This is a genomic window from Nonomuraea sp. NPDC051941 (assembly GCF_044593615.1).
Genome location: NZ_JBIUCF010000014.1, coordinates 29,096 through 53,939, shown reverse-complemented (window position 1 = coordinate 53,939; position 24,844 = coordinate 29,096). Strand labels below are relative to the sequence as shown.

Annotated in this window: 20 protein-coding genes; 16 read left to right on the top strand and 4 right to left on the bottom strand. The window is 67.1% G+C overall.

Going from position 1 to position 24,844, the window contains the following annotated elements; genetic code table 11:
• Positions 1–69: 69 nt before the first annotated feature.
• The 6 genes from lepB (ACIHFD_RS23750) (at position 70) to ACIHFD_RS23725 (ending at position 5,658) form a co-directional block, all read left to right on the top strand.
• Complete coding sequence (gene lepB / locus ACIHFD_RS23750; protein ID WP_397368742.1) at positions 70–930, top strand: signal peptidase I; 861 nt, start codon at positions 70–72, stop codon at positions 928–930.
• Complete coding sequence (gene lepB / locus ACIHFD_RS23745; protein ID WP_397368741.1) at positions 930–1,526, top strand: signal peptidase I; 597 nt, start codon at positions 930–932, stop codon at positions 1,524–1,526. The genes lepB (ACIHFD_RS23750) and lepB (ACIHFD_RS23745) overlap by 1 nt, the downstream gene beginning before the upstream one ends.
• A 52-nt stretch (positions 1,527–1,578) precedes the next feature.
• Positions 1,579–2,247 carry a ribonuclease HII gene (locus ACIHFD_RS23740; protein WP_350730342.1) on the top strand — a complete coding sequence of 223 codons (669 nt, stop codon included), beginning with the start codon at positions 1,579–1,581 and terminating at the stop codon, positions 2,245–2,247.
• Positions 2,248–2,286: 39 nt separating this feature from the next.
• On the top strand, positions 2,287–2,610 hold the full coding sequence (locus tag ACIHFD_RS23735; protein WP_026215037.1) for a DUF2469 domain-containing protein: 324 nt from the start codon (positions 2,287–2,289) through the stop codon (positions 2,608–2,610).
• A gap of 1,152 nt (positions 2,611–3,762) precedes the next feature.
• Positions 3,763–4,122, top strand: a complete 360-nt coding sequence (locus ACIHFD_RS23730) for a YraN family protein (RefSeq protein ID WP_363962937.1) — start codon at positions 3,763–3,765, stop codon at positions 4,120–4,122.
• Positions 4,123–5,658, top strand: a complete 1,536-nt coding sequence (locus ACIHFD_RS23725; RefSeq protein WP_397368740.1) for a YifB family Mg chelatase-like AAA ATPase — start codon at positions 4,123–4,125, stop codon at positions 5,656–5,658.
• Positions 5,659–6,424: 766 nt separating this feature from the next.
• Here ACIHFD_RS23725 and ACIHFD_RS23720 read toward each other — a convergent pair.
• Positions 6,425–6,844 (bottom strand): hypothetical protein, encoded by a 420-nt coding sequence (locus tag ACIHFD_RS23720; protein WP_397368739.1) that lies wholly within the window; start codon positions 6,842–6,844, stop codon positions 6,425–6,427.
• On the opposite strand from ACIHFD_RS23720, the gene dprA reads away from it, so the two are divergent.
• Together dprA and ACIHFD_RS23710 are read left to right on the top strand one after the other, a co-directional pair.
• A complete protein-coding gene (dprA, locus tag ACIHFD_RS23715; protein ID WP_397368738.1) occupies positions 6,843–8,105 on the top strand; it encodes a DNA-processing protein DprA in 1,263 nt (420 codons plus the stop codon). The two genes, ACIHFD_RS23720 and dprA, sit on opposite strands and share 2 nt — an antisense overlap.
• A gap of 1,809 nt (positions 8,106–9,914) precedes the next feature.
• Positions 9,915–10,808, top strand: coding sequence for a tyrosine recombinase XerC (locus ACIHFD_RS23710; protein WP_397368737.1), 894 nt, complete (start codon positions 9,915–9,917; stop codon positions 10,806–10,808).
• Between the two features lie 69 nt (positions 10,809–10,877).
• Here ACIHFD_RS23710 and ACIHFD_RS23705 read toward each other — a convergent pair whose 3' ends face one another.
• Positions 10,878–12,041 carry a peptidoglycan DD-metalloendopeptidase family protein gene (locus ACIHFD_RS23705; RefSeq protein ID WP_397368736.1) on the bottom strand — a complete coding sequence of 388 codons (1,164 nt, stop codon included), beginning with the start codon at positions 12,039–12,041 and terminating at the stop codon, positions 10,878–10,880.
• Positions 12,042–12,760: 719 nt separating this feature from the next.
• On the opposite strand from ACIHFD_RS23705, the gene ACIHFD_RS23700 reads away from it, so the two are divergent.
• On the top strand, positions 12,761–13,864 hold the full coding sequence (locus tag ACIHFD_RS23700; protein WP_397368735.1) for an epoxide hydrolase family protein: 1,104 nt from the start codon (positions 12,761–12,763) through the stop codon (positions 13,862–13,864).
• Between the two features lie 87 nt (positions 13,865–13,951).
• On the opposite strand, the gene ACIHFD_RS23695 is transcribed toward ACIHFD_RS23700, so the two are convergent.
• Complete coding sequence (locus tag ACIHFD_RS23695; protein ID WP_397368734.1) at positions 13,952–15,574, bottom strand: MFS transporter; 1,623 nt, start codon at positions 15,572–15,574, stop codon at positions 13,952–13,954.
• Positions 15,575–16,108: 534 nt separating this feature from the next.
• On the opposite strand from ACIHFD_RS23695, the gene ACIHFD_RS23690 reads away from it, so the two are divergent.
• The 6 genes from ACIHFD_RS23690 to ACIHFD_RS23665 all read left to right on the top strand — a co-directional run bounded on the left by ACIHFD_RS23690 (position 16,109) and on the right by ACIHFD_RS23665 (position 22,589).
• Positions 16,109–16,717, top strand: coding sequence for a helix-turn-helix domain-containing protein (locus ACIHFD_RS23690; protein ID WP_350739058.1), 609 nt, complete (start codon positions 16,109–16,111; stop codon positions 16,715–16,717).
• A 571-nt stretch (positions 16,718–17,288) separates the two neighbouring features.
• Positions 17,289–18,215 (top strand): 30S ribosomal protein S2, encoded by a 927-nt coding sequence (rpsB, locus tag ACIHFD_RS23685; protein ID WP_397368733.1) that lies wholly within the window; start codon positions 17,289–17,291, stop codon positions 18,213–18,215.
• Between the two features lie 873 nt (positions 18,216–19,088).
• Positions 19,089–19,922, top strand: a complete 834-nt coding sequence (gene tsf / locus ACIHFD_RS23680) for a translation elongation factor Ts (RefSeq protein WP_397368732.1) — start codon at positions 19,089–19,091, stop codon at positions 19,920–19,922.
• Between the two features lie 207 nt (positions 19,923–20,129).
• Positions 20,130–20,828: a UMP kinase gene (pyrH, locus tag ACIHFD_RS23675; RefSeq protein WP_219912434.1), complete on the top strand. Its 699-nt coding sequence runs from the start codon at positions 20,130–20,132 to the stop codon at positions 20,826–20,828.
• 43 nt (positions 20,829–20,871) lie between these two features.
• Positions 20,872–21,429 (top strand): ribosome recycling factor, encoded by a 558-nt coding sequence (gene frr, locus ACIHFD_RS23670; RefSeq protein WP_192790776.1) that lies wholly within the window; start codon positions 20,872–20,874, stop codon positions 21,427–21,429.
• A gap of 320 nt (positions 21,430–21,749) precedes the next feature.
• Positions 21,750–22,589 carry a phosphatidate cytidylyltransferase gene (locus ACIHFD_RS23665; RefSeq protein WP_350739047.1) on the top strand — a complete coding sequence of 280 codons (840 nt, stop codon included), beginning with the start codon at positions 21,750–21,752 and terminating at the stop codon, positions 22,587–22,589.
• Here ACIHFD_RS23665 and ACIHFD_RS23660 read toward each other — a convergent pair whose 3' ends face one another.
• Entirely contained in the window at positions 22,590–23,612 is a 1,023-nt protein-coding gene (locus ACIHFD_RS23660; protein ID WP_397368731.1) for a suppressor of fused domain protein, read from the bottom strand.
• Between the two features lie 120 nt (positions 23,613–23,732).
• Between ACIHFD_RS23660 and rlmN the strand changes: the two genes are divergently transcribed.
• Positions 23,733–24,833, top strand: coding sequence for a 23S rRNA (adenine(2503)-C(2))-methyltransferase RlmN (rlmN, locus tag ACIHFD_RS23655; protein WP_397368730.1), 1,101 nt, complete (start codon positions 23,733–23,735; stop codon positions 24,831–24,833).
• Positions 24,834–24,844: the final 11 nt, after the last annotated feature.

The following is a 24,844-nucleotide window of genomic DNA, read 5'->3' as shown; positions in this document are numbered from 1 at the left end:
GCGACTCGTGCATGGGTGTAACGTCGGTCGAGGCTTGTCGAGCCGAAGCATCATCTAGGCTCGTCAGCGATGACTAGCGAGAGCCAGGAGCACGGCGCGGCGCGCCGCCCTGTCGAGGACGAGGTGGACGTGGTCGCCGAAGAGACTCAGAAGCCAGCAAAAGGCGAGAAAAAGGAGAAGAAGGGGTCGTTCTGGAAAGAGCTGCCCGTTCTTGTCGTCGTGGCCTTGGTGCTGGCCCTGATCATCAAGACGTTTGTGGTCCAGGCCTTCTACATTCCGTCGGAGTCGATGGAGAACACCCTGTTGAAAAACGACAGGGTTCTGGTCAACAAGCTCGTCTACCACACGCGTGACATCGAGCGCGGAGACGTGGTGGTCTTCTCGGGAGTCGACTCCTGGGACGGTGAGTTCCAGATGGAGGAGCCGTCCAACCCGGTCGCGGCCTTCTTCCGCTGGGTCGGCACGGCGTTCGGCATCGTGCCCGGCGAGAAGGACTACATCAAGCGGGTCATCGGCGTCGGTGGCGACCACGTGAAGTGCTGCGACTCCAAGAATCGCATCACGGTCAACGGCACGCCCATCGACGAGGAGAGCTATCTCTATCCGGGCAACGTGCCGTCCGACAAGTTCTTCAACATCACGGTGCCTGAGGGGCGGCTGTGGGTGATGGGCGACCACCGGTCGGTCTCGCTCGACTCCCGATCCCACACCGGTGACGCGGGCGGTGGCTCCATTCCCGTGAGCCAGGTCATCGGGCGGGCCTTCGTGATCGTCTGGCCGTTCAACCGGGCGACCTCGATCGACATTCCGGACACGTTCTCGCAACCGGCGCTTCAGGCGCTCGGTGGCTCCGTACCGCTGGTCGCCGGGTTCGGGCTGGCCCTACCCTTGGTCCTGGTTCGTCGCCGCTGGAAGGGGAAGAGGCGCTGATGGCCGTCACCAAGAAGGCGGAGGGCGTGGCGAAAGAGAAGAAGAAGGGCGGTTTCCGCGAGACGGTGCTGCTGCTGGTCCTGGGCGTGGGCATCGCGCTGCTGCTGCAGGCGTTCGTGGTCGGCTCGTTCTACATCCCGTCCGTCTCGATGGAGAACACTCTGCTGGTCAACGACCGGGTCTTCGTCAACAAGCTGGCGGGCAAGCCCGAGCGCGGCGACATCGTGGTCTTCAAGGGCTGGACCACCGGCGAGGACACCATCAAGCGGGTCATCGGCGTCGGCGGCGACAAGGTGGTGTGCTGCGACTCCAAGAAGCGCATCACGGTCAACGGCACGCCGCTGGAGGAGACTTCCTACCTCTACCCCGGCGATTACGCTTCCGGCGATAAGTTCAACGTCACCGTGCCGTCCGGAAAGCTCTGGCTGATGGGCGACCACCGCAGCGCCTCGGCCGACTCGCGGGCCCACATGGACGAGGCCGGAGGCGGGTTCATCTCGGAGAACGACGTGATCGGCAAGGCCGTGGTGCGCTACTGGCCGCTGTCCCGGGGGTATCTCTTCTCCCGTCCTGACACTTTCGACAAGGTCAAATAGCGGTCGCTTTCGGTCGCGGTTCGCGGCGTTTGGGGCGTACGCTGCCTCTGTCATGACAGTTGCGTTCCGCCCTCGGCCAAGCGTCGTCCGGCGCGATTCCGGACTCTACGCCTATGAGCGGGCGCTCGCCCGCCGCGGCCTCACCCCCATCGCGGGCGTCGACGAGGCCGGCCGCGGCGCCTGCGCGGGACCGCTCGTCGTCGCGGCCGTGATCCTGCGCAGGCAGATCGACGGCCTCGGCGACTCGAAGCTGCTGTCCCCGGCGGTGCGCGAACGTCTGTACGACCAGATCGTCCGCGTCTCCCACATCGGATTGGTGATCATCCCGCCGGGGGAGATCGACGCTAAAGGTCTTCACAAATGCAACGTTTCAGGAATGCGGCGGGCTGTCGCACAGTTGCCTTGTGACCCGGAGTACATCCTGACGGACGGCTTCCCGGTGCCGGGCCTCCCGGCGCCGTCGCTGGCCGTGTGGAAGGGGGACCAGGTGGCCGCATGCGTGGCGGCGGCGTCGATCGTGGCCAAGGTGACTCGAGACCGCCTCATGGTCGCGCTCGACGGGCGCTACCCGCAGTACGGTTTCGCCGTGCACAAGGGGTATGTCACACCAGGACACCGGCTGGCGCTGGAAACGCACGGGCCGTGTCCTGATCACCGATACTCCTTCGTCACGGTGGCGAGGGGGATGGGTGAAAATGAAATGGGGGCCGGGGTTGCCTGACCAGGCGAACCGGGGGACCGGTACGACAGGAGGACCGCGATGAGCGCAGAAGATCTCGAAAAGTACGAAACCGAGATGGAGCTGCAGCTTTACCGCGAATACCGGGATGTCGTCGGTTTGTTCACATACGTGGTCGAGACTGAGCGTCGGTTCTATCTGACCAACTCGGTCGACCTCGACGTCCGTACCGCGGAGAACGGCGACGTCTTCTTCGACGTGAAGATGCAGGACGCCTGGGTGTGGGACATGTACCGGCCGGCGCGGTTCGTGAAGAACGTTCGGGTGGTCACGTTTAAAGATGTGAACGTGGAAGAACTGGCCAAGGCGGACCTCGAGATGCCCAAGGAGGGGTTCTCGGGGTAACGAGGCGGGGGCCGTACCCTCTCGCAGCTTGACCGGCCGCCGGCGGCGCGGCCCTGGACGGGCTCAGCCAGCACGCGCCCCACAACCTCATCACCAGGCGCCACAGACACCTCTCGCGGGCCACACGCGTGCTTCCCACCGGGGAACCGCCGCCGTGGACTGTAACCGCGAGCCGTCACCATGGGACTGCAACGGCGAACCACCACCGTGGACTGCAACGGTCAGCCGCTACTGAGGACTGGAACCGGTCAGCCGCTACTGTGCACTGCCCCGGCAAGCCGTCACCGTGCGCGATGCGAGGCGGCCGGCGCCGCGTACCCACGCTCATGAGCCCACCGCGCCCTATGGCGTCCCAGGGCGCCTCATGTCGGCGCTGTGGCGCCCGGATGGCTCAACGCGGCGTACAGCCCCCAAACCGCCACCCGCATCGACCCCTGTGAGCCAGCCGCCAACCCTGGTGCGCCGGTCAGGTCGACTGACGCCGCGGACCACTCCCATGAGCGTCATCACTCAGGCCCCCAAGCTGCCATCTTGCATCGGCCGTTTCATGCCCGTGCTGCCCCTCGCTCGATGAGCGACGCAATCCACCGCCACAAGACGCGATAACGCACAGCCGCAGCACCCCACGCGTACCCACAGGCCTGCCCACACCACCCACGGCACCGCGCTGCCCCACGGCACCGCGCTACCCACCGCACCGCACTACCCCACGGCGCCGTGCCCACAGCCACACCACCTATGCCCACATGCACCAACTGGCCAAAATGCCAGATCACCACAGCAATCGGCACTGCAAACCCTCACCCGACGAACCGGACCCACGGCCCCAGACCGCTGGCCCTCAGACCGTCGGCCCCTGCCTGACCCGAGCCTCGTCCACGGACCCGTGGCCCCCCACCGCGTGAGGCCCGTGCGACCGAGCCATCCGCCGACCAGCACAGCGGAGCCTCAGCCCCCACCCATCCCCGGACCCAGAACCGCGCCATCCAATACCGCGAATCGCAACCCCGCCCGTCCGCAACCCCGCTATCCACAACCAAGCCCTGACCCACCCCCACCATCCCCAGAACCCCGTTCGGCCCCACCCCCACCACCCCTCATCCACGAAAGTCGGTGCCCGGACCAGCACCAGACCGACGACGGAGGTGGCATATGGCCGCGAAACACGACCAAGACCTCGGCAAACAAGGCGAACAGGTAGCGGTGACCTACCTGGAGGCCGAGGGGATGCAGATAATCGCCCGCAACTGGCGCTGCCGCCACGGCGAGATCGACATCATCGCCGAAGAAGGCGCCACCCTGGTCGTCGTCGAGGTCAAAACCCGATCGGGCAGATCTCACGGCACAGCCCTGGAATCCGTGAGCCCGGTCAAGCTGGCCAGGCTGAGGATGCTCGCGGCCAAGTGGCTGGCCGCGCAGCCGCGCACGTTCCGCACCGTACGGGTGGACGTGGTCGCCCTCGAGCGTTTCGCTGGTGACTTCGCCCTGAGTCACGTACGGGGGGCGATCTAGATGGCCGTGGCCCGTACGCGCAGTGTGGCCGTTATCGGAGTCGCAGGCCGCACCGTCGAGGTCGAGGCCGACGTGGGCAACGGCCTGGCCGGCATCCACCTCATCGGCCTCCCCGACACGGCGCTCAGCGAGGCCCGAGATCGGGTCAGGTCCGCGATGGTCAACAGCGCCTATCCCTGGCCCGACGCCCGCATCATCGTCAGCCTCTTCCCGGCCAGCCTCCCAAAGCGCGGTTCCCAGTTCGATCTCGCCATAGCCGTGGCCATTCTGGGCGCCGCTGGCGTGATCCCGGCCGAGCGCATCGCGGAGCCGTTCTTCCTGGGTGAGCTCGGCCTCGACGGCCGCGTAAGACCTGTACGCGGCGTGCTGCCCTCCATCCTCGGTGCGGCCAAACACGGTGACGTCACAGTCGTCGTCCCCGCCGCGAACTCAGCCGAGGCCGCCCTGGTGCCCAACGTCAAAGTGATCCCGATTTCGCACCTCCGCCAGCTCGTGGAGTGGCTGCGCAGGGGAGACGACGAGCCCGAGCCCCGGGTCGAGGAGTGCGCCGAGTTGCCCAAGTCCACCGACGGCCCGACGGTGGATCTTGCGGACGTCGTGGGTCAGCCGGTCGCCCGACGGGCTCTGGAGGTGTGCGCGGCAGGCGGCCACAACCTCTGGATGCTCGGCCCGCCGGGCACCGGCAAGACCATGCTGGCCGAACGCCTCCCCACCCTCCTGCCGGACCTGGAGCTCGACCACGCCCTGGAGGTCACGGCCATCCACTCCGTCGCGGGCGCGCTGCCGCCGAACGCTCCCATGATGAGCAGACCCCCGTTCGTCAGCCCTCATCACACGGCGACGTCCGCCGCGATCATCGGCGGAGGCAGCGCGATCGTACGTCCAGGAGCGGTCTCCCTCGCCCACAGAGGCGTCCTCTTCCTGGACGAGGCTCCCGAGTTCCCCCGCCACGTGCTCGACGCCCTCCGGCAGCCTCTGGAGTCCGGCCGCGTGACGGTGTCGAGGTCTGCGGGCTCGGTCACGTTCCCGGCCAGGTTCATGCTCGTCATGGCCGCCAATCCCTGCCCGTGCGCCCAGGCCGAGGACCAAGGGGATACCTGTAAGTGCACCCCCACGATCAAGCGCCGCTACCTGGGCAGGCTCTCCGGCCCGCTCCTGGACCGCATAGACATGAAGGTCACCGTGGTCCGCTCGTCCAGACGCGAACTCCTGGCCGACCGCCAGTTCGTAGAAACGAGCAAGACAGTGGCCGAACGCGTCCTCCTGGCCCGCGAACGCGCCGCCAAACGCCTGACCGGCACGCCCTGGCGCACGAATGCCGAAATCCCCTCCTCCTTGCTCCACTCCGACTACCGCCCGTCCAACGAAGCCATGAAACCCATGACGTCCTGCCTCGACTCCGGCACCCTCACCGCCCGCGGCCTGGACCGCGTCGTACGCGTGGCATGGACCCTCGCCGACCTGGCCGACAAGGACACCCCGGAGGAGGACGAAACCAACGCCGCCCTCAGCTTCTGGCTAGGAGTGAAGTCCTAACACCTACCCCAAACCCAACCCCCACCACCCCACACCGCGCCCCATGCAGCCTCGCGACGTGCTTTTGGCACTACGACGTGCTCTGGCACCGCGAGGTGCTTCGGCACTACGACGTGCTCCGGCACCGCGACGTGCTCCGGCACCATGACCTGCTCCCGAACTACGACCAGGTCCTCATCCCGTTCAGCTCTCGCCACCGCCCGCCCCCCATCCCTCCAGGAGCCCTCATGTCCAGCTCAATCCCGGAAGCTGACACACCCCTCACACCCCCACCAGCCGCCACCCCTGGCCTACCGCGGTCAGACGGTTCACAAAGCCTCCATCCGGACCACGGCATGACCCATGCGCCTACCGAAACAGCCTTGACCAACACCCTTCCAGCAGCCACCGCCGCTCCAGCCGCTAACACGGGTACCGCCACGGCCGCGACCACCTGCACAAGCCCCGATACGCTCGGCGAACTGGGTACCGCCGCTGTCGCCTGCACGAGCCTCCTCACCTCCGCCGGAACGAGTGTCACCTCCGCCATCAGCGCAGGCAATGGCACCGCCACAGTCGCCTACACAAGCCGCGCCGGCGCTGGCACTGCCGCAGAAACCGCCACCGGCATGGGCGAGGACATCGCCGTCGACGCCGGCATTACTCCCGTCGATCAGCTGTGGGAAACGCCTGAGCCCACCAGCACCACCCCAACGACCAGCGATACGCAGCATGAGCCCGCAATCAAGCCCGAAAGCGAAACCAAGCATCAGCCCGTGATCATGCCTCAGACGGGGACCACCACCCAGCCCACATCCACAACTTCGCCCCGACCTTCGGCCGCGCCGTCGCCGCCGCCGTTGTCCTCACTCACATCCACTACCGCCGTTCCATCCACCACCGCTGCCCCAGCCACGATCTCCACCCCATCCACCGCTCCTGCTCCAGCCACCGCCACCCCCGCTCCAGCCACCGTCGCCACCGCACCAGCCACGATCGTCATCCCGGCCACCACCGCTACGATCGCAACCTCGGCCACGATCACCACCTCGCCCACGACCTCTACCTCGGCTGCGGTCGCCACCTCGCCCGCCATCACCCCCTCGGCTACGGTTGCCCCCTCGGCCAGGGTCGCTGCATCGGCCACTACATCGACATCTGCTTCAACCTCGGCCAGGAGCGAAACTGAGGCCAGAGCTGCGCTCATGAGGGCGGCGGACGTCGGCGACCCCATCATGGGCCGTCTAGTGATGCAGTACGGGGCCTCATCGGTAGTGGAGGCGATCCGCGCCCGCACTCTGCCACCAGAGTTCGTAGCCCAGGAAGTCAAGCGGGCTCAGGAAGCCCACCAAGATCGTCCCCCCGACCTCACCGCCCGTCTCAATGCCTGGCACGCCCGCCTGGCAGCGGCCAACCCAGCAGCAGACCTCGAAAACGGAGAAAGGTCCGGAGCCCGATTGGTCACCCCAGGAAGCCCGGAATGGCCCACCCAACTCGACCAACTAGGCCCCGGCCGCCCCCTCGGTCTGTGGCTTCATGGCACGGCCGACCTGCGCTTCTCCTGTCTCAAGTCGGTGGCGGTCGTCGGAGCGCGAGCCGCCACGTCGTACGGCACCCACATCGCAGCCGAGTTCGGCGTCGGTCTCGGCGAGTCGGGCTGGACCGTCGTGTCGGGCGGTGCCCACGGTGTGGACGGTGCTGCGCACCGAGGAGCCCTGGCCGCCAACGCACCAACGGTCGTAGTCCTGGCCTGCGGTGCGGACATCTGTTATCCGGCGAGCCACGAAGTCCTGTTCGCCGCCGTTAGAGATCGGGGCGTCGTGATCAGCGAATGCCCGCCCGGCGTCCACCCCACCCGAGCCCGCTTCCTCATCAGAAACCGCCTGATAGCCGCCCTGTCGAGGGGGACGGTAGTGGTCGAGGCAGCCCTACGCAGCGGAGCCCTCAACACAGCCGCCCACGCCGTGTCGCTCAACAGACACCTGGCGGCAGTCCCTGGCCCGGTCACCTCGAGCATGTCGGCCGGCTGCCACAAGCTTCTTCGCGACCGCAAAGCCGTATGCGTAACCTCTCCGGAGGAGATGATCGACCTGGTCGGCGTAATAGGCGACGACCTGGCCTCTCAGTCCCGAGCTCCTGCAGTCCCCAGAGACAAACTTAACGAACCAACCCGAAAAGTCCTCGACGCAATCCCCAGCCGAGGCGGCGCAGGTCCTGCGTCCATAGCGGTCGCCGCTGGGCTAAGCCTGGACGCTACCCTGAGCGCCTTGGGCGGCCTAGCAGCCGCGGGCTACATAGAACGAACCACAAACGGCTGGCGCCTCCGCAAACAGTTCGTCTCCTACCCCAAAGCCCCCGATTCCGCCGCCCCAGAACCCCCAGCCACCCCCGAGCCCGACACATCCGACGACCCCCCGTTCCCAGACGACGACTTCCCCCTCGTTCCCAAGCAGCATGGTTGGCACTGAGGCACAAACAATCCACCTCTGAAGGCGCCCGGACCGAGCCAATGCGACGGCCGCTATGGCCCGAGAAACTGCTGCCCGATCGGTATAGGGCCCTCGGGCAGGGAATGGCCCGCCAGCTCGGGCTGGGGACGGCCCGTCAGGCCGCCCAGCCATGCGCCGACAGCCGGCCGTGATGTTCGGGGATGGCGTCCGACACGACAGAGCCTTGGGAACTGGGTAACGGCTTGTCACGTGGGCAGCGGCCCGCGATGCTCTGGTCGGCGGTCGGCGGTCGGCGGTCGGCGGTCGGCGGTCGGCGGTCGGCGGTCGGCGGTCGGCGGTCGGCGGTCGGCGGTCGGCGGTCGGCGGGACGGTGTGTCGCCGTCTGACGGACAACTCCGGCCCGGACAAGACCGCCGAGTTCGTCTATGCAGTGGGCTGGGCGGTGGGTGGGGTCAATTGTCTGACCGGCGCTTGGTACGAGGCGAGGGTGTCCGTTCGGGCGATGCCATAAGTCACCGCCGCTGACGTGTGGAGGCAGGCGAACATACTCCTGCAAGCCGGCCTCCGCGGGACGTTACCTCGCGCCCGGGCCGCCGCCACGCATTCGAGTCCCGCCCCGCCCGGCGTTCTTGTTTTCGAGGAGCGCATAGGTACTCCAGAGTCCGTCGTTTCTGAAGTGCTCTCAATCTTTGCCGGCACCCATCGCTGCGTTCCCTCGCGGCCTCAACCACATCCTCAGACCGCGCGTCCGCTGATCCGCCGGAGAGTGCGCCCGGCGTCCAGGAGTCGGTGGACGCAGTGGGGCTGAGGGACGTTTTCTCCACGCTTAAATGTCGGCCGCTTCAACTGGTGAATGTCAGCGGAACGACGAAGATGTCAGTGAAATCAGGGATGTGAAGGGCTTTGTCTGTGCTGGTCAGAGCATTGAGCATAGGCTGCGACAAAGTCGGGGTCACCGGTTACAGATCCCCTTCGCGAACCACCGCTCGCGGGGCAGACTGATGTCTGCGGCCATCGCTTTGCTCTCCTTCGGTCTCGACTTAGGCCCTCGAAGGATCAAGCGATGGCCGTCACCATTTCCCAGCTCCTCGCTCTTGAACTTCCAACTCCACGCTCGTGAGCAGTCGTTCGAGTTCGCTTGGTCCTATGGTGCAAACCACGATCAAGTTGAGGCGGCACTGCGCCTACTACTGCCATGGCCGAAAGGGTCCAGGGCGATGCGCGGCCAGGCGGTGTGACTCCACTCCATGGTGCTGGGTCGGCTCAACGCGGGAAGGCAGCGTGAACCGCCCCGACTTTGATGGAGGCCGTGGTGTGCGCCGAGTCTGGTGGAGTCGCGTTTCTGGATTGTCATGCCACAGTGGACGCGTTCTCGAACTGGTGTGCCCCGACTTCGGTGGAGTCGCTGGAGCGTCCCGGGTTGAGTGGAGGTGGTCCATGCCAGGGTGGAGGGCCCCGGAGCCGTTCACCACGGCACCGACGAGAACCTGCAACCTGGCCGACTTCGAACGGGTCTCCGAGGTGCCGCTAGCTCGGGCGGGATGGGATGGACAGCTGCGGGCCCCGGTCGAGGGCCTGGCCTGGCGCGCAATCGGGTTCTGGGCACCACCGGGGCTGGCGAACCGGACGCGAATTGACCTGAGACAGGGCAAACCAGGTGCTGGTTGACCACGGGCGGAGTTGGTTCCTGGTTGAGAGATGAGGTGTTGTTCTGACTCCGGTGGTTATGAGTTGTTCCTGGGATGGGGTTGAGCTTGAGTGGGGCGGTGAAGTTTTTCCTGCCTGTCATGGCTTGGCAGTGAGAGGGATCGGAGTGGGGGTTCTGGGATGAGTGGGGGTGTCGGTCGTGAAGAAGTGGTGGGGGAGTTCGGGCGGCATTTGCGGATTGAGCGGGATCTTTCGCAGCACACGGTGCGGGCCTATCTGAGTGACGTGAACTCCTTGCTTGATCATGTAGATGGGCGGCTGGAAGGACTTGATATCGGGGTGCTTCGTGAGTGGCTGGCTGAGCAGTATCGGGCTGGCAAGGCTCGGGCCACGCTGGCACGGCGGACCGCTTGCGTTCGTACCTTTACCGCCTACTGCTACCGCCGCGGCTGGCTTGCGGCCGATCCGGGGTTGTTGCTGGGCAGCGCGAAGGCGGCTCGGCCGTTGCCTGCTGTTCTTGCTCCAGAGCAGGCGCAGGCTGTCCTGGAGGTGCCCTCGGCTGGGGATCCGAAGGAACTTCGAGATCAAGCCCTTCTTGAGTTGCTGTACGCCACCGGTGTGCGGGTTAGTGAGTTGTGCGGGCTCGACGTCGATGATGTGGATCGGGATCGGCATGTCATCCGGGTCCTGGGAAAAGGGCGCAAGGAACGGTCTGTGCCGTTTGGGTTGCCTGCTCTTCGGGCGGTGGACAAGTGGTGCATTCATGGGCGGCCGTTGTGGTTTCGGGCGCGGTCAGGGGCTGCGCTCTTCCTTGGGGTACGGGGTGGCCGCATCGATGCGGGGACCGTTCGGCGGGTCGTGCATGCGCGGCTGGCTCAGGTGGACGGGGCTCCGGACATGGGGCCGCATGGGTTGCGGCACAGTGCGGCGACTCACTTGCTTGAGGGTGGTGCAGATCTACGGAGTGTTCAGGAGTTGCTTGGCCATGCGTCTCTGAACACCACGCAGATCTATACGCATGTCTCGATCGAGCGGCTGCGGGCGGCTTACCGACAGGCGCATCCGAGGGCCTGACGAGGGATAGCGATGATCAAGCATGCGAGTACGTCGATGGTTTGGGTGGATGCGTCGTCGGATGATCTTCTAATTTCTGTCAGTTGCGGATTTGCGGTGGCGGCCGGACTTCGCGTTGGTGGTTGTTAGGCGACTGGGCGCTGGGTGTTTCTCACCACGGTGCCGGGCGCCGGTGTTCGCGGGCCCTTGCTCTTCTCCTGTGGTGGCGCGGTGCTGGCCCCTTCTTCGAGGCCGGTGGTCCGTTCGAGTACGTCTGTGGCTGCGCAGGGCTGTTATCAGGAGACCTATCCCTAGCAGGGTGCCGAGGCCAATTGCCGATGTCGTGGTGGTGGTCGAGGCCGAGCGGGTCAGGAAGTCGAGCGTCGGGGTGGCGAGAGCGGGGTGGTGTCTCCGACGTGAGGTGGTGGGAGTGAAAGAGCCGGCTGCTGCCAGGGGGTGGCGTTGGCTTGGCGTGCTGTCGTGACGGCTTGGCGATGAGGTGTCCCGCGGCAGGCTGTGGGTCCCGTGCGTGATCAAAGTGAGGGTGCGTGGGGTGGCGGCCAGGGCCCTTGGCGTTGCTGGGGGTGCAGGGCCGAGGACGGCTGGGGATCTTCGTGGCTGTGTGGTGAGCGGTCTGATGGTCTCTCCATCTGGTGGTTGGAGGGCGCGCTCGTGCTCGCCAACATCTCGTGGAGAGTCCTCATGTGCGGGCGGGAGCGGATTCTTGTCTTCGTGCCAGAAGGGGAGGAGGCGGATAGTCGCCTGGCCCAGGAGCAGGAGGGGATCGAGGTAGTGGGTGCCGCGTCGGAGGCCCCAATGCAGGCAAGATTCCCGGCAGTGGCCTGGTGAGGCTTCTACGACGCCGAGCCTGGATCCCGGGGCGACGGGTTCGCCTCGCCGTACGGACGCTTTGACAGGGAGGTACGTCGTACGGAGGCCGCCCTCGTGCTCGACGGTGACCACGCCTTTTCCGGCTACGGGGCCGGCGAAGCGGATTGTGCCGGGGCCGGCTGCCAGGACTGGGGTGGATGGGGCAGCGGCCAGGTCGATGCCGCGGTGTCCGGCAAGCCAGGGCTCGGGCGGTGGGGTGAAGCGGCGCAGCACGTGGGGGTGTCCGTCCAGTGGCCAGCGCCATGTGGGTGGAGATGCTCTCGCCGGGGGAGCGGGGAGAAGAAGGATCGCGGCGGCAGCGAAGAGCAGTGTTGTCAGGGTGCCCAGGGCTGCCGTGAGGGCATGGCGAGGGTGGGGCGGCATGGCTTTTTGCCCGGGCGTGGGGGCCTGGCCAGTACGGGGTGGTGTGGGTTCTTGGCTGAGTGTGAGGGCTTGGTGAGTGTGGGGTGGTTTGTCTTCTCCGGGCGGATTGAGGGGGTGGTGGGCTGGAGATGATGCGGCATCTTGGGCTGGTTTGGGGAACTGGTGGGTGGGCGGTGGTGGGGTGCCCTGTGTTGCCTTGAGTGGGTAAGGCGTTCTGTTGGGGTGGAGTGTTTGGTGGAGGCTGCCCAGGGTGGGTGCGCCGATGGGGTGGTGGGTGTCGGGCTCTGTGGAGTAGGTGGGCCTTCCTTCTGCTGTGAGGGTGGTTGTTGATGCTGGTGGGTGGGTTGCCCGGGTGGGAGGGAGAGAGGTCATGGCGCGAGTTTGGTTGAGCGCGTCGGGGTGGTGGGGAGGCGAACGGGGTTCTGGGGATGGAGCGGGCGAGGTGTTTATGGGTTGTGGATAACTGGCTCGATGGCGGCTCGGGGCGGGATGAAGCGCTGCGATGATGAGGCTGCCGGTTCTGGCCCTGGGCAGGTCAGTGGGAGGGGGCACGCGTCGGGCGGTCTGGTCGGGGCGCGTGTGTGGGGAACCGGCGGGGCTTTGCCGAGGCGGTGGTGGCTGGGGGGATCGCAGGTGCTGAATCGTCGGCGGATTGCGGAAGGAAGTGTGCCGCATTGGCTCCTAGCGTGGTGAACACTCAAGCCGACAAGGAGCGTCAGATGGAGATTCGGCCGTTCACCATCGCTGTCCCTCAGCCCGACGTCGATGACCTGAAAGTCCGGTTGGCCCGGACTCGCTGGCCGGACGAACTGCCCGGTATCGGGTGGAGTCGCGGGGTGCCGCTGGAGTTTCTGAAGGAGCTGGTTGCGTATTGGGCCGAGAGTTACGACTGGCGCGCTGCCGAGGCGCGGCTCAACGAGTACCCACAGTTCACCACCGAGATCGACGGGCAGCGGATCCATTTCCTGCACGTCCGATCCGGCAACCCCGACGCTCTGCCGCTGGTGCTCACTCACGGCTACCCCAGCGCGTTCGCCGAGTTCACCATGCTGATCGAGCACCTGCGGCAGGACTTTCACGTGGTGGTCCCGTCACTGCCCGGCTTCGCCTTCTCCACACCGGTGGGCGAGACGGGCTGGGCGATGGCTCGTACCGCTCGGGCCTGGATAGAGCTGATGCGGCGGCTCGGTTACGACCGATACGGTGTCCACGGCGGCGACATCGGCGCCGGCGTCTCCGGTGCGGTGGCAGGCCTTGATGGCGAGCATGTCGTGGGCGTTCATGCGGTGACCGATCCGTACACGGCGGCGGCCACGGCCACGTTCCTGCCCGGCATGGCCGACAGGCTTGACCCGGCGGACCCGGTCGACCAGGCGGCCCTGGAGCGGATGGCCGAGTTCCGCGCCGACGGCTCCGGTTATCTGGCGATCCAGAACACCCGCCCCCAGAACATCGGCTACCTGCTCAACGACTCGCCCGCCGGGCAGCTCGGTTGGATCGTAGAGAGCTTCGAGCGGTCGACCGACCTGCCCTACGACCGGGATCAGCTTCTCACGATCGCCAGCCTCTACTGGTTCACCGGCTCTGGCATCTCCGCCGCTCGATTCCTGTACGAACAGGCCCACTCTTCCGAGTGGGGTGCGCCGCCAGCCGTGCCGCAGGGTTTCGCGGTATTCAGCGCTGATCCCACCGTCCGCAAGCTCGTCAACCCGCCTGCCGAGGCCCACTGGACGGAGTATGAGAGGGGCGGACACTTCCCGGCTATGGAGGCACCGGAGATGCTGGCGACGGATCTGCGGGTCTTCTTCGGGGGGTTGAAGTGATCAAACGCCTCTGACTCGACCCGCACTTTCGCCCGCCATCTGTTGGTTTCGGGGCCTCGGGTTGGGCTTCGTCTGAGGGGTGGCGGGTCAGCGGGGAGCGTAGCGTTTGCAAGCGATCAAGGAGTTCATGGTTTGGGATGGGGGTGGCTCGCTGCTGGGTTTCGCCAGGCGGGTGGGGCGTGGTTGGCGGTGAGGGCGTAGGGGAGATGTCCAGATCCAGACGGCGCTCAGGGCTATGCCTGCTGCGCAAATGAGGATGACGGGGCGTAGACCAATGAATTCGGCGAGGATGCCGCCGGTTATGCCGCCAAGGGCCAGGACGCCTTGTACTGCGAAAGTCATGGTGGCGTTCACTCGGCCGCGGAGCTCTGGGGAGGTTTCGCGCAGGGTGATGGCGCCCATGCAGGTGGCGAAGGCTACGACGATGCCGCCTGTGATCGTTCCGGTTAGGGCGAGCAGCGAGAGTTTCCACCAAAGGGGGCCGGTCAGCAGGCCTACCGCGAGGATTTCGATGGGGAAGAAGAGCACCGAGACGAGCAGGATGCGGTTCTCGCCGTAGCGCTTGGACAGGCGGGCCGTGATCCAGGCGCCCAGCATGCCGCCGATGCCGCTCAGGGCGATGAGGGCGCCTAGCAGGGGCTTGGGGATGTTGAGCGTGTTCACCATGTAGAGCATGTAGATGGCCGTGTACGCCATGGCGAAGAAGTTGATCGTGACGCCTGCGCCCAGGAGAGCGCGGAGTACGGGATGGGTGACGCTGGTCCGCAGGCCCTCCATGACGTCGTTCCACATGCCTCGGGAGGTTGCCGGCTCGTTCTTCTCCGGGGTGCGGATGGCGCGGAGCAAGAGGGCTGAGGTCAGGAACGACAATGCCTCCGCCAACACGGCCAGCGGGGCCGTGAAGAGCTGAACCAGGAGACCGGCCAGGCTGGGGCCGCTGACCGACGCCACCGAGTAGGAGGCGTTCAAGCCGGCCATCGCCTCGGTTCGCTGGGGAGGGGCGGCGACTGCTGCCACGTAGGGGAAGTTCGCTGCCCTGAAGAGTACGCCGGCTGTGCCGATCACCAGGGCCACGGTGATCAGCCATGCGACGCTGAGGAGGTCGAGGAGCCAGGCCAGGGGGACTGTGGCGGCGGCTGCGCATGAGACGAGTTCGCAGGCGATCATGAGGGGCCGGTGCCGGGGGAGCCGGTCCGCGATGGCGCCTGACTGGAGGCCGAACACGAGGGCAGGGACCGAGGCGGCGGCCGTCAGCAGGCCCATCTGGGAGGGGGAGGCGGCCAGCAGGGTTACCGCGGTCAGGGGGATGGCCAGCTTGGATACCTCCGAGCCGGTGACGGAGATCGTTCGGGCGGCCCAGAGGAAGCGGTAGTCGCGCTGCTTTCTGAGTGGGATGGGCGCATCTGAGCTGCGGTCATCGTGGTTGGGGTGGTTCGAGCTCGTGCTGGGGTCGTTGGAAGTGTCGTCGGGAGCTGCGTGGCTGGGGTGGTTTGAGCTCGAGGCGCTGTCGGGAGTTGCGTGATGGTGGCTCGAATCGGCGGTGGGGTCGTCGGAGGTGCCGTCACGAGCCGCGTGCTTGGGGTCGGGGGTGTGGCGCTGGGGGATGTGGTGCGCACTGGCGGCGTGGTTGCGGTGAGGGGCGCGGTTTTCGTTAGTGAGGTTGCGGTCAGGCATTCGATCCTCGGTCAATGACGTGGCGGTCTCGGTCATGGCGCCTGCAGCCTCGGACGTGGCCGGCTGGAGGGATGGACTGAGCTGATTGGGGTCGGGCTTGGGTGCCGGCGTCGTGGCTGTTACTGGGTGCGCGGCGGTGAGGGCCGGGTGGGTCGGTGGTTATAGGCGTTTGGGCTGATGGGGTTGGCGTTTGGTGGTGCGGGGCTGAGCGGGGGTTTGGCCTGGTCGTCGGGCCTTTGGCTGGTTATGGGTTGCGGGGGATTCGGTCTGGGTCGTCGTCGGTTGTGGGGTGCCCAGGCCGTGCGCCCGGGGGCGTCGGGCCGGTGGGTTGATCGCGGGTGGTGGGAGTGGCTTCGGCGTTGGTGTTGTGAGGGTGGGGGACGGGGTGCTGGACGTATTGGTTGGCTGTGGGCGGTGCTTGGGTGGGCGTGGTTTGGGGTGATTGACGAGCGTTCTGGCTGGTGCGGGGGCATGGTGGAGTTGTGAAGGGAACGCTTCATAACTGTGAAGATATCCCTTCGTAGTTATGAAGGCAATGCTTCATACCTTGGGACGGGTAATCTTGGCGGCATGAGTGAGGGGCTCAGTGATCCCAGGGCGATGCGGGCGCTGGCCCACCCGGCGCGCCTGATGATCCTCAATCGGCTGGGTCTCGAGGGCAGTGCCACTGCCACTGAAGTGGCGGAGATCGCGGGGATCACGCCCAGTGCCGCGAGCTATCACCTGCGCATGCTGGCCAAGTACGGGTTCGTGGAAGACGCGCCGCCGCGTGGTGATGGCAGGGAACGGCTGTGGAAGAGCGTGAACAAGCCGATCAGCGTCGGAGTCAAGCCGGGCGATCAGCCGGACGTACGGGATGCCAAGGTGGCTCTGATGCTGGCGTTCCGCAGGGAAGCGCATGAAGAGGCGGATCGCGCCATGGCGGCCGTTGAGGCTGAGCCTGATGAGTGGCGGGATGTCACCCGGTTCAACCGAATGCGGATCAGGGTCGACCCGGAGGAGCTGGCTCAGCTCAACGAGTCGATCGAGAAGCTGGTCGAGCCGTACCTCATTGCCAATCGCGATGAGAAGGCCGCGCCGAGCGGGGCCAGGATCGCTGAAGCGCAACTGAACCTTTTCCCGGTCGCGAAGAGGCCGACGCCGGGGCTGCCTACCGAGGATCACGATGCGGCCGGCTGATGTGGAACTTTGAGTGGTGTCTCCGGTCAGGGTGGGCGGAGGGCCTGGCTGGGGCGGTGGTTGGCGTGCGGGACCGTGTTCTGGTTCTCGGCAAGGGCGGGTGGAGGGCCAAGGGTGGGCGGAGGGACTGGCTGAGGCGGTGGTTGACGTGCGGAGTCGTGCTCTGATCCGCGCTGAGGTGCGGGTTTGGTCGGGCGGTTTGTGGGGGTGAGCTGCCGGGCGTTGGTCGAGTTACAGGAAGCGGCCGGTGTTGGCGCGGTGCATGTCAGATGTTGATGGTGTTTGGTGCCTGGATGACTGAGTGATCACGATGGGGGTGGGTGTGGGGGTAGAGAGCTGGATGTCTGATTGACCGTTGACGGTCAGGCTGGGCTGGTGCGGGAGGTAGACTTTTCGGTGGCCTGTGACCACAGGCCGACTTCGCATGCCCCACTGCGGACCGCGCCATCGGTCCGGGCCATGGGCCCGGCTGGCGGGGTTTCGGGGCATCAGGGCGGCAGACGACGCGCTGCTGCGGCACAACCGAGAACCGCGCCCTTCCGCAGGGCGCCAAGACCTGGAGGACCAGCACATGGCCCCCGTCGTCACCATGCGACAGCTGCTTGAGAGCGGCGTTCACTTCGGTCACCAGACCCGGCGCTGGAACCCGAAGATGAAGCGATTCATCTTCACCGAGCGCAACGGCATCTACATCATTGACCTGCAGAAGTCGCTCTCTTACATCGACCGCGCGTACGACTTCGTCAAGGAGACCGTCGCCCACGGCGGTACCATCCTGTTCATCGGCACCAAGAAGCAGGCTCAGGAGGCCATCTCCGAGCAGGCTGCCCGAGTCGGGATGCCGTACGTCAACCAGCGCTGGCTGGGCGGCATGCTCACCAACTTCTCCACCGTGCACAAGAGGCTTCAGCGGCTGAAGGAGCTCGAGGAGCTCGACTTCGACAACGTCGCGGGCTCGGGGCTCACCAAGAAGGAGCTCCTCATGCGCCGTCGCGAGAAGGACAAGCTCGAGCGCACGCTCGGCGGTATCCGTGACATGGGCCGCGTGCCCAGCGCCGTATGGGTCGTCGACACCAAGAAGGAGCACATCGCGATCAGCGAGGCCAAGAAGCTTGGCATCCCTGTGGTCGCGATCCTCGACACCAACTGCGACCCCGACGAGGTCGACTACCCGATCCCGGGCAACGACGACGCCATTCGCGCCGTCGGTCTGCTGACCAGGGTCGTCGCCGACGGTGTCGCGGCCGGTCTGATGGCTCGCTCCGGCGCCGCCCGCGGTGACGAGAAGCCTGCCGCCGCCGAGCCGCTGGCCGAGTGGGAGCGCGAGCTCATCGAGCAGGGCACCGGCGACGCCGCTGCCGAGGCGCCGGCCGAGGCGCCGGCCGAGGCTGAGGCGCCCGCCCCCGCGGCCGAGGCTGCTCCTGAGGCCGCTCCTGCGGCTGAGGCGGCCCCCGCGGAGGAGGCTGCTCCTGAGGCTGACGCCGAGCCGCAGGCCTGACGTCAGCGCTCAGGTACCCGGGGTTTCCCAGGTACGGGCCCGTCCCGGCCGGGTGGGTGAAGAGTCCACCAGGCAGGGCGCGCGCCTTGCTCCGGCGAACGGAACGGCAGGACGAGGGATGTCCCTGGTCCTGCCGTGACCGGGCAAGGAACGGGCCACGAAGACAAGTGAACGGTTGAGCGAGGGGCCGCGGCCTCGCCGGGTGAGTGATCGCCGGGCGAGGACGCTTCCCAGTGAGGCAAGGACCAAGAGCCGGGCTGAGATCGAGGCTCAAGGTTCAGGGCCGATGCCGAGGCTGGGGCTGTGAGCCGGGATCTGGGCCGTAGGTCAAAGGCCTGGGTCACGGTCCAGGGCCGGGTCCGTGAGGTCGCGGTTCAAGAGCCGCGATCCAGGGCCGGGCCCGTGAGGTCGCGGTTCAAGGCCCGGGGCCGAGGTTCGGGCCGGGGCCTGAGGTCTGGGTCGCGGGCTGGGGTTGTGAGCCGAGGTCCGGGTTGCGATCCAGGGTTGGGTCGCAGGCCGGGCCGGTGGCGAGCCGGGCCGTTCCGGGTGACCGGGGCGGATGACCGGGCCGGGTTGGACCGGGTAGTTCAGCGGGCCAGGGTGGTCGGCCGGGCCGGAGAGGGCGGGTTCGCCCGAACCGGGCGCGGCGGGCCGGCCGGGTGGCGTCGGTGCTGGCTGGTGATGGTCCAGGATGGTAAGCCAGGGCGAGGCTGGGCAGTATGCCAGGCGAGCCGGGCCCCGAAACGCAAGACAGAGGCTGACGCAAGACAAAGGCTTCCGTACGGCAAGCGCCCGCCGTACGAACCAAGGGTGAGCAGGCGTGCCGTTGCCCACCTGATCCACGACGACGACGAAATCCCACAAGGAAAAGCAATGGCTTCCGTGAACATGGCCGATGTCAAGCGGCTTCGCGAAATCACCGCTGCCGGCATGATGGACTGCAAGAAGGCGCTCGAGGAGTCCGAGGGTGACTTCGACCGCGCTATCGAGCTCCTGCGCCTCAAGGGCGCCAAGGACGTAGGTAAGCGCGAGGCCCGCACCGCCTCCAACGGCCTGGTCGCGCTCAAGCAGGACGGCGACTCCGCTGCCGCGCTGCTCGAGCTCAACTGCGAGACCGACTTCGTGGCCAAGGGCGAGCGCTTCCAGGAGCTGGCCGCCCAGGTTGTCGAGCACATCCTCGAGACCAAGCCCGCCGACGTGGCTTCGCTGCTCGAGTCGTCCTTCGACGGCAAGAGCGTCAAGGAGCACCTCGACGTCGCCAACGCCGCGCTCGGCGAGAAGATCGAGATCCGCCGGTTCGCGGTCCTCGAGGGCGGCTACATCGGTGCTTACATGCACAAGACCGACCCGGCGTTGCCGCCGGCCGTCGGCGTGCTGATCCAGCTCGACAAGCCGAACGCCGAGGTCGCCAAGGACATCGCGCAGCACGCCGCCGCGATGGCCCCGCAGTACCTCAAGGCCGCCTCCGTCCCGGCCGACGTGGTCGAGAAGGAGCGCAAGCTCTTCGAGGAGATGACCCGCGAGGAGGGCAAGCCCGAGGCTGCCATCTCCAAGATCGTCGAGGGCCGCGTGAACGGCTGGTACAAGGACTTCACCCTCCTCCAGCAGGCCTTCGTCAAGGAGAACAAGAAGAGCGTGGGCAAGTACGCCGAGGAGAACGGCGTCGAGGTCCAGGCCTTTGTCCGCTTCAAGGTCGGTCAGGCTTAGGCTTAGGCAAGCAACCGGCCAGGCAGGCCCGCCGCTCAAGGCGGGCCGCCCGGCCAAGGCAAGAAGCAAGCCGACAGCCTGAACTTGATTCACCGAACGAAGGAGGCCGCCGCCGTGCAGGACCACCGGGAGCCAGCCCACGAATCCACACGGACGGCGGCTTCCTCATCTCAAAATCCGCACAACCCGCTCAGATGGAAGCGGGTGATGCTGAAGTTGTCAGGAGAGGCGTTCGCCGGCAGCGAGCCGCTGGGCATCGATCCGGTGATCGTCGATCATCTGGCCGATTCGATCGCCGAGGCCGTCAAGGAAGGCGTACAGGTCGCGGTCGTGGTCGGCGGCGGCAACATGTTCCGCGGCGCCACCCTGTCGCAAGGAGGCATCGACCGCGCCAGAGCCGACTACATGGGCATGCTCGGCACGGTCATCAACTGCCTGGCCCTGCAGGACTTCCTCGAGCGGCGGGGCGTCGAGACGCGCGTCCAGACCGCCATCACCATGCAGCAGGTGGCCGAGCCGTTCCTGCCGCGCCGCGCGATCAGGCACCTCGAGAAGGGGCGCGTGGTCATCTTCGGCGCGGGGCTCGGCTCGCCGTACTTCTCCACCGACACCGCGGCGTCCCAGCGGGCCCTGGAGATCGGCGCGGAGGCGCTGCTCAAGGGAACGCAGGTGGACGGGATCTACGACTCCGATCCACGCAAAAATCCGGATGCGGTCAGGTTCGACCACCTTGATTACGGCGAGGTGCTGCTCCGCGACCTCGCTGTCATGGACGCCACCGCGATCAGCCTGTGCAAGGACAACGACCTGCCGATCGTGGTCTTCGACCTCATGGGCGAGGGCAACATCCTGCGAGCGGTACGCGGTGAGAAAATCGGCACGCTGGTGAGTCCCGCAGGCAAATGAGGGAGCGAGCCCGACATCGCCAGCTAGAAGACAGGGAGCCGCTGTGATCGACGAAACCCTCCTCGAAGCCGAGGAAAAAATGGACAAGGCCGTCTCGGTCGCGAAGGAGGACTTCGCGACCATCCGTACGGGCCGCGTCACCCCCTCGATGTTCAACAAGATCAACGCCGAGTACTACGGCACGCCGACGCCGATCCAGCAGCTGGCGTCGTTCCATGTGCCGGAGGCGCGCATGGTGCTCATCCAGCCTTTCGACAAGAGTTCGATGGGCGCCATCGAGAAGGCCATCCGCGATTCCGACCTCGGTGTCAACCCCACCGACGACGGCCAGGTGATCCGCGTGACGTTCCCGGAGCTCTCCGAGGAGCGGCGCAAGGAGTACATCAAGGTCGCCAGGAACAAGGGCGAGCACGCCAAGGTGTCGGTGCGCAACATCCGCCGCTCCGCCAAGGAAGTCCTCGACAAGATGATCAAGGACGGCGAGGCGGGGGAGGACGAGGTCAGGCGGGCCGAGAAGGAGCTCGACGACCTCACCCAGAAGCACGTCGCGAAGATCGACGAGCTGCTCAAGCACAAGGAAGCCGAGCTGCTCGAAGTCTGAGCGGCACGCCGCACGGCGGACCGCGTTCAACTCGCCGCCGCAGGCAGCAGGCCTACGGTGGTCGCGTTGGGCCGGCCGCCGCAGGCAGCGGTTCGCACCTATGGCGGGTCGTCGCAGGCGGTGGTTCGCACTTCCGCGGTCGTCGTAGGCGGCGGTTCGTGCCTGCGGCGGGTTGTCGTGGGTAAGGGGTTCGTGCCTGCGGCGGGTCGTCGCGGGTAGCGGCTTGGGCCTGCGGTGGTCGCGTTGGGTTGGCCGCAGGTAGCGGGTCTTGAACGGCTCTCGCCCCGAGTGGCGGGGGCCGTGGCTCTTGGAGAAACTCTGTGGAAGAACGTACGGCTGACACCAGCTCGAGCGGCGGCGGCCGTACCGGAAGGAACCTGCCCGCCGCGATCGCGGTCGGTGTGGTGCTGGGCGCGCTGGTCATCGGCACGATCTACACGATCAAGGAGCTGTTCCTCCCGGTGGTCGCCGCTGCCGTGGGCGTCGGCGCGATGGAGCTGATCAAGGCCTTCGCCACCCGTGGGATCAAGGTGCCCGCCGTGCCGGTGCTCGCGGGCCTGGTGGCGATGCATGCGGGCGCGTACTGGGGCGGGCCGACGTGGCTGCTGGCCACGTTCGCGGTGTTCGCGTTGGTGCTCCTGGTCTGGCGCATGTTCAGTGACGGGACCGACGGTTACGTACGGGACGCGTCGGCCTCGGTGCTCACGCTGTTCTATCCCGCCATGCTCGCGGCGTTCGTGCCCATGATGCTGCGTCTCCACGACGGCGACCACCGGGTGCTGATCTTCATCGCGGTGACCGTGGCCAGCGACATCGGCGGTTACTTCGCGGGCGTGCTGTTCGGCCGGCACAAGATGACGGCGATCAGCCCGAAGAAGACCTGGGAGGGGCTCGCCGGGTCGGTGATCGCGTGCACGGCCGTCGGGGCGTGGCTCGTGGTCTGGCTGATGCACGGCGCCATCTGGCAGGGAGCGCTGATCGGCGCGCTGGCGGCGGTGCTGGCCACCGTGGGCGACCTGATCGAGTCGATGATCAAGCGGGATCTCGGCATCAAGGACCTGGGCACGATCCTGCCCGGCCACGGCGGTCTGATGGACCGGCTCGACTCGCTGGTGACGACGCTGGTGCCGGTCTGGCTGCTGATGACGCTGTTCTTCTAGCTACCGCTGCTGCGCCTTCAGCGTCTCGGTGGTGACCGGTGAGAGCCAGAGCCACCGTACGGCCTCACCCCCGAACGCGAATCCTGACATGTCTGGCATGTGGGGTGCGTTGGCCAGCATCAGGACCCCCGAATACCGCGGCCCCAACGGGAACGTCGAAGGCTCGTGATACCACTTCGCCGTGTGCCCGTGGCCGAGCCACGTGACCGAGTGCCACGGATACTGCGACAGCCACACCAGCAGCAGCGCCGCGTCGCGCGGGTCCTCGCGGGTGGCCACGGCCAGCTCGATCCTGGCGTACGCGCCCGGCTTGTCGATCCACTGCTCGACCGTGGGCATGCGCTGGCAGCTCATCCCCACCGTGGACAGCACGGTGTAGGCGCGGCCCTGATGCGGCGGCCGTTCGGTGATGCCGACGGTCGGCAGCCGCTCGCCGCTGGCGTCCCAATAGCGTCCCGCAGGACCGAGCGCCCCGTCCAGATGCCCCATCACGAACTGCTGGAACGACGGCCACGACCCCTCGCTGTGCCGCCAGCCCCAGTAGGACCTGGCGTTGGAGAGGCGGGACTGCAGCCCTTCGAGCGCCTCCGACAGCGCCCACGCGAACGGCGACTCGCCCACCGCGTCGCGGGCGTAGCCGGGCATGCCCCTGCTCATGTCGGCCCAGCCGGGGATGACCGCCAGCAGCTCCTCGTCCTCGTACAGGGCGACCCCGTCCCCCTCCTCGAACCACAGCGCGGTGAGCTGCCCGAGCGGCCTGCGGCCGTCCGGGTGGAGGGTGTTGGCCCTGGGCATCAGCGGCGGCAGGCCGGCGTTGATGCGGGCCAGGTCGACCACCGCCGGGGCGGGGCGATGGTTGGCCAGCCAGACGGCGCCGTGCACCGTGCCGTCGGGCGAGCACAGGTAAGCTACCGAGGAGTCCTCGTCACGCTCGACCACGAGCGTCCGGCTGCCGTACGGGTTACCGGCGGCGAGAACGACCTCGGCGCCACCCTCGCCAGATGCCGACCGAAAAATCGCCATACGTGATGACTGTAGATCCGGTGGCAGCCACGATGCGAGCCGTACCGTAACCAGGAATGCCACCTCCGATCCGAACGTTCATTACCCTGATTGACAGCCACTCAAAGCAAAGGCAGGAACGTGTCCCAGCCCCCAGGCCAGCTCACCTTCGTCGCGCCCCGGCGGGCCAAGCCCGCACGGCACCTGGCCGACCTGTCGATGGCCGACCGGCGGGCCGCGGTCACCGAGCTGGGCGAGAAGGCGTTCCGCGCCGACCAGCTCTCGCGCCACTACTTCGAGCGGCTCACCACCGACGTCGGCGCGATGACCGACCTGCCGGCGGCCTCCCGCGAGAAGCTGGCCGCGCTCCTGCCCGACCTGCTGACCTCGGTGAGGGAGATGACCACCGACCGGGGCACCACGCGTAAGACGCTGTGGCGGCTGTTCGACGGGGCGCTGGTCGAGTCGGTGCTCATGCGCTATCCCGACCGGGTCACGATGTGCGTGTCCTCGCAGGCCGGCTGCGGCATGAACTGCCCCTTCTGCGCCACCGGCCAGGCCGGCCTCACCCGCAACATGTCCACCGCCGAGATCGTCGAGCAGGTCGTCGCCGGCGCCCGGTCGCTGGCGGCCGGCGAGGTGCCCGGCGGGCCCGGCCGGGTGAACAACGTCGTGTTCATGGGCATGGGAGAGCCGCTGGCCAACTACAAGCAGGTCATCGGCGCGGTGCGGCGGCTGGTGGAGCCCGCGCCGCACGGGCTGGGCATCTCGGCCCGGGGCATCACCGTCTCCACCGTCGGGCTGGTGCCCGCGATCGGCAAGCTCGCCGACGAGGGGCTGCCCGTCACGCTGGCGCTGTCGCTGCACGCGCCCGACGACGAGCTGCGTGACACGCTGGTGCCGATCAACACGCGGTGGAAGGTGGCCGAGGTCCTCGACGCGGCGTGGGCGTACGCGGCGAAGACCAAGCGGCGGGTCTCGATCGAGTACGCGCTGATCAAGGACATCAACGACCAGGAGTGGCGGGCCGACCTGCTCGGCAAGCTGGTCCGGAACAAGCTCGTGCACGTCAACCTGATCCCGCTCAACCCGACCCCGGGATCGAAGTGGACGGCCTCCCGGCCCGAGGACGAGCGGGCGTTCGTGCGGCGGCTGGAGTTCCACGGCGTGCCGGTGACGGTGCGCGACACGCGCGGCCGCGAGATCGACGGCGCCTGCGGCCAGCTCGCAGCCGCCGAATAGCCCACTCGCCA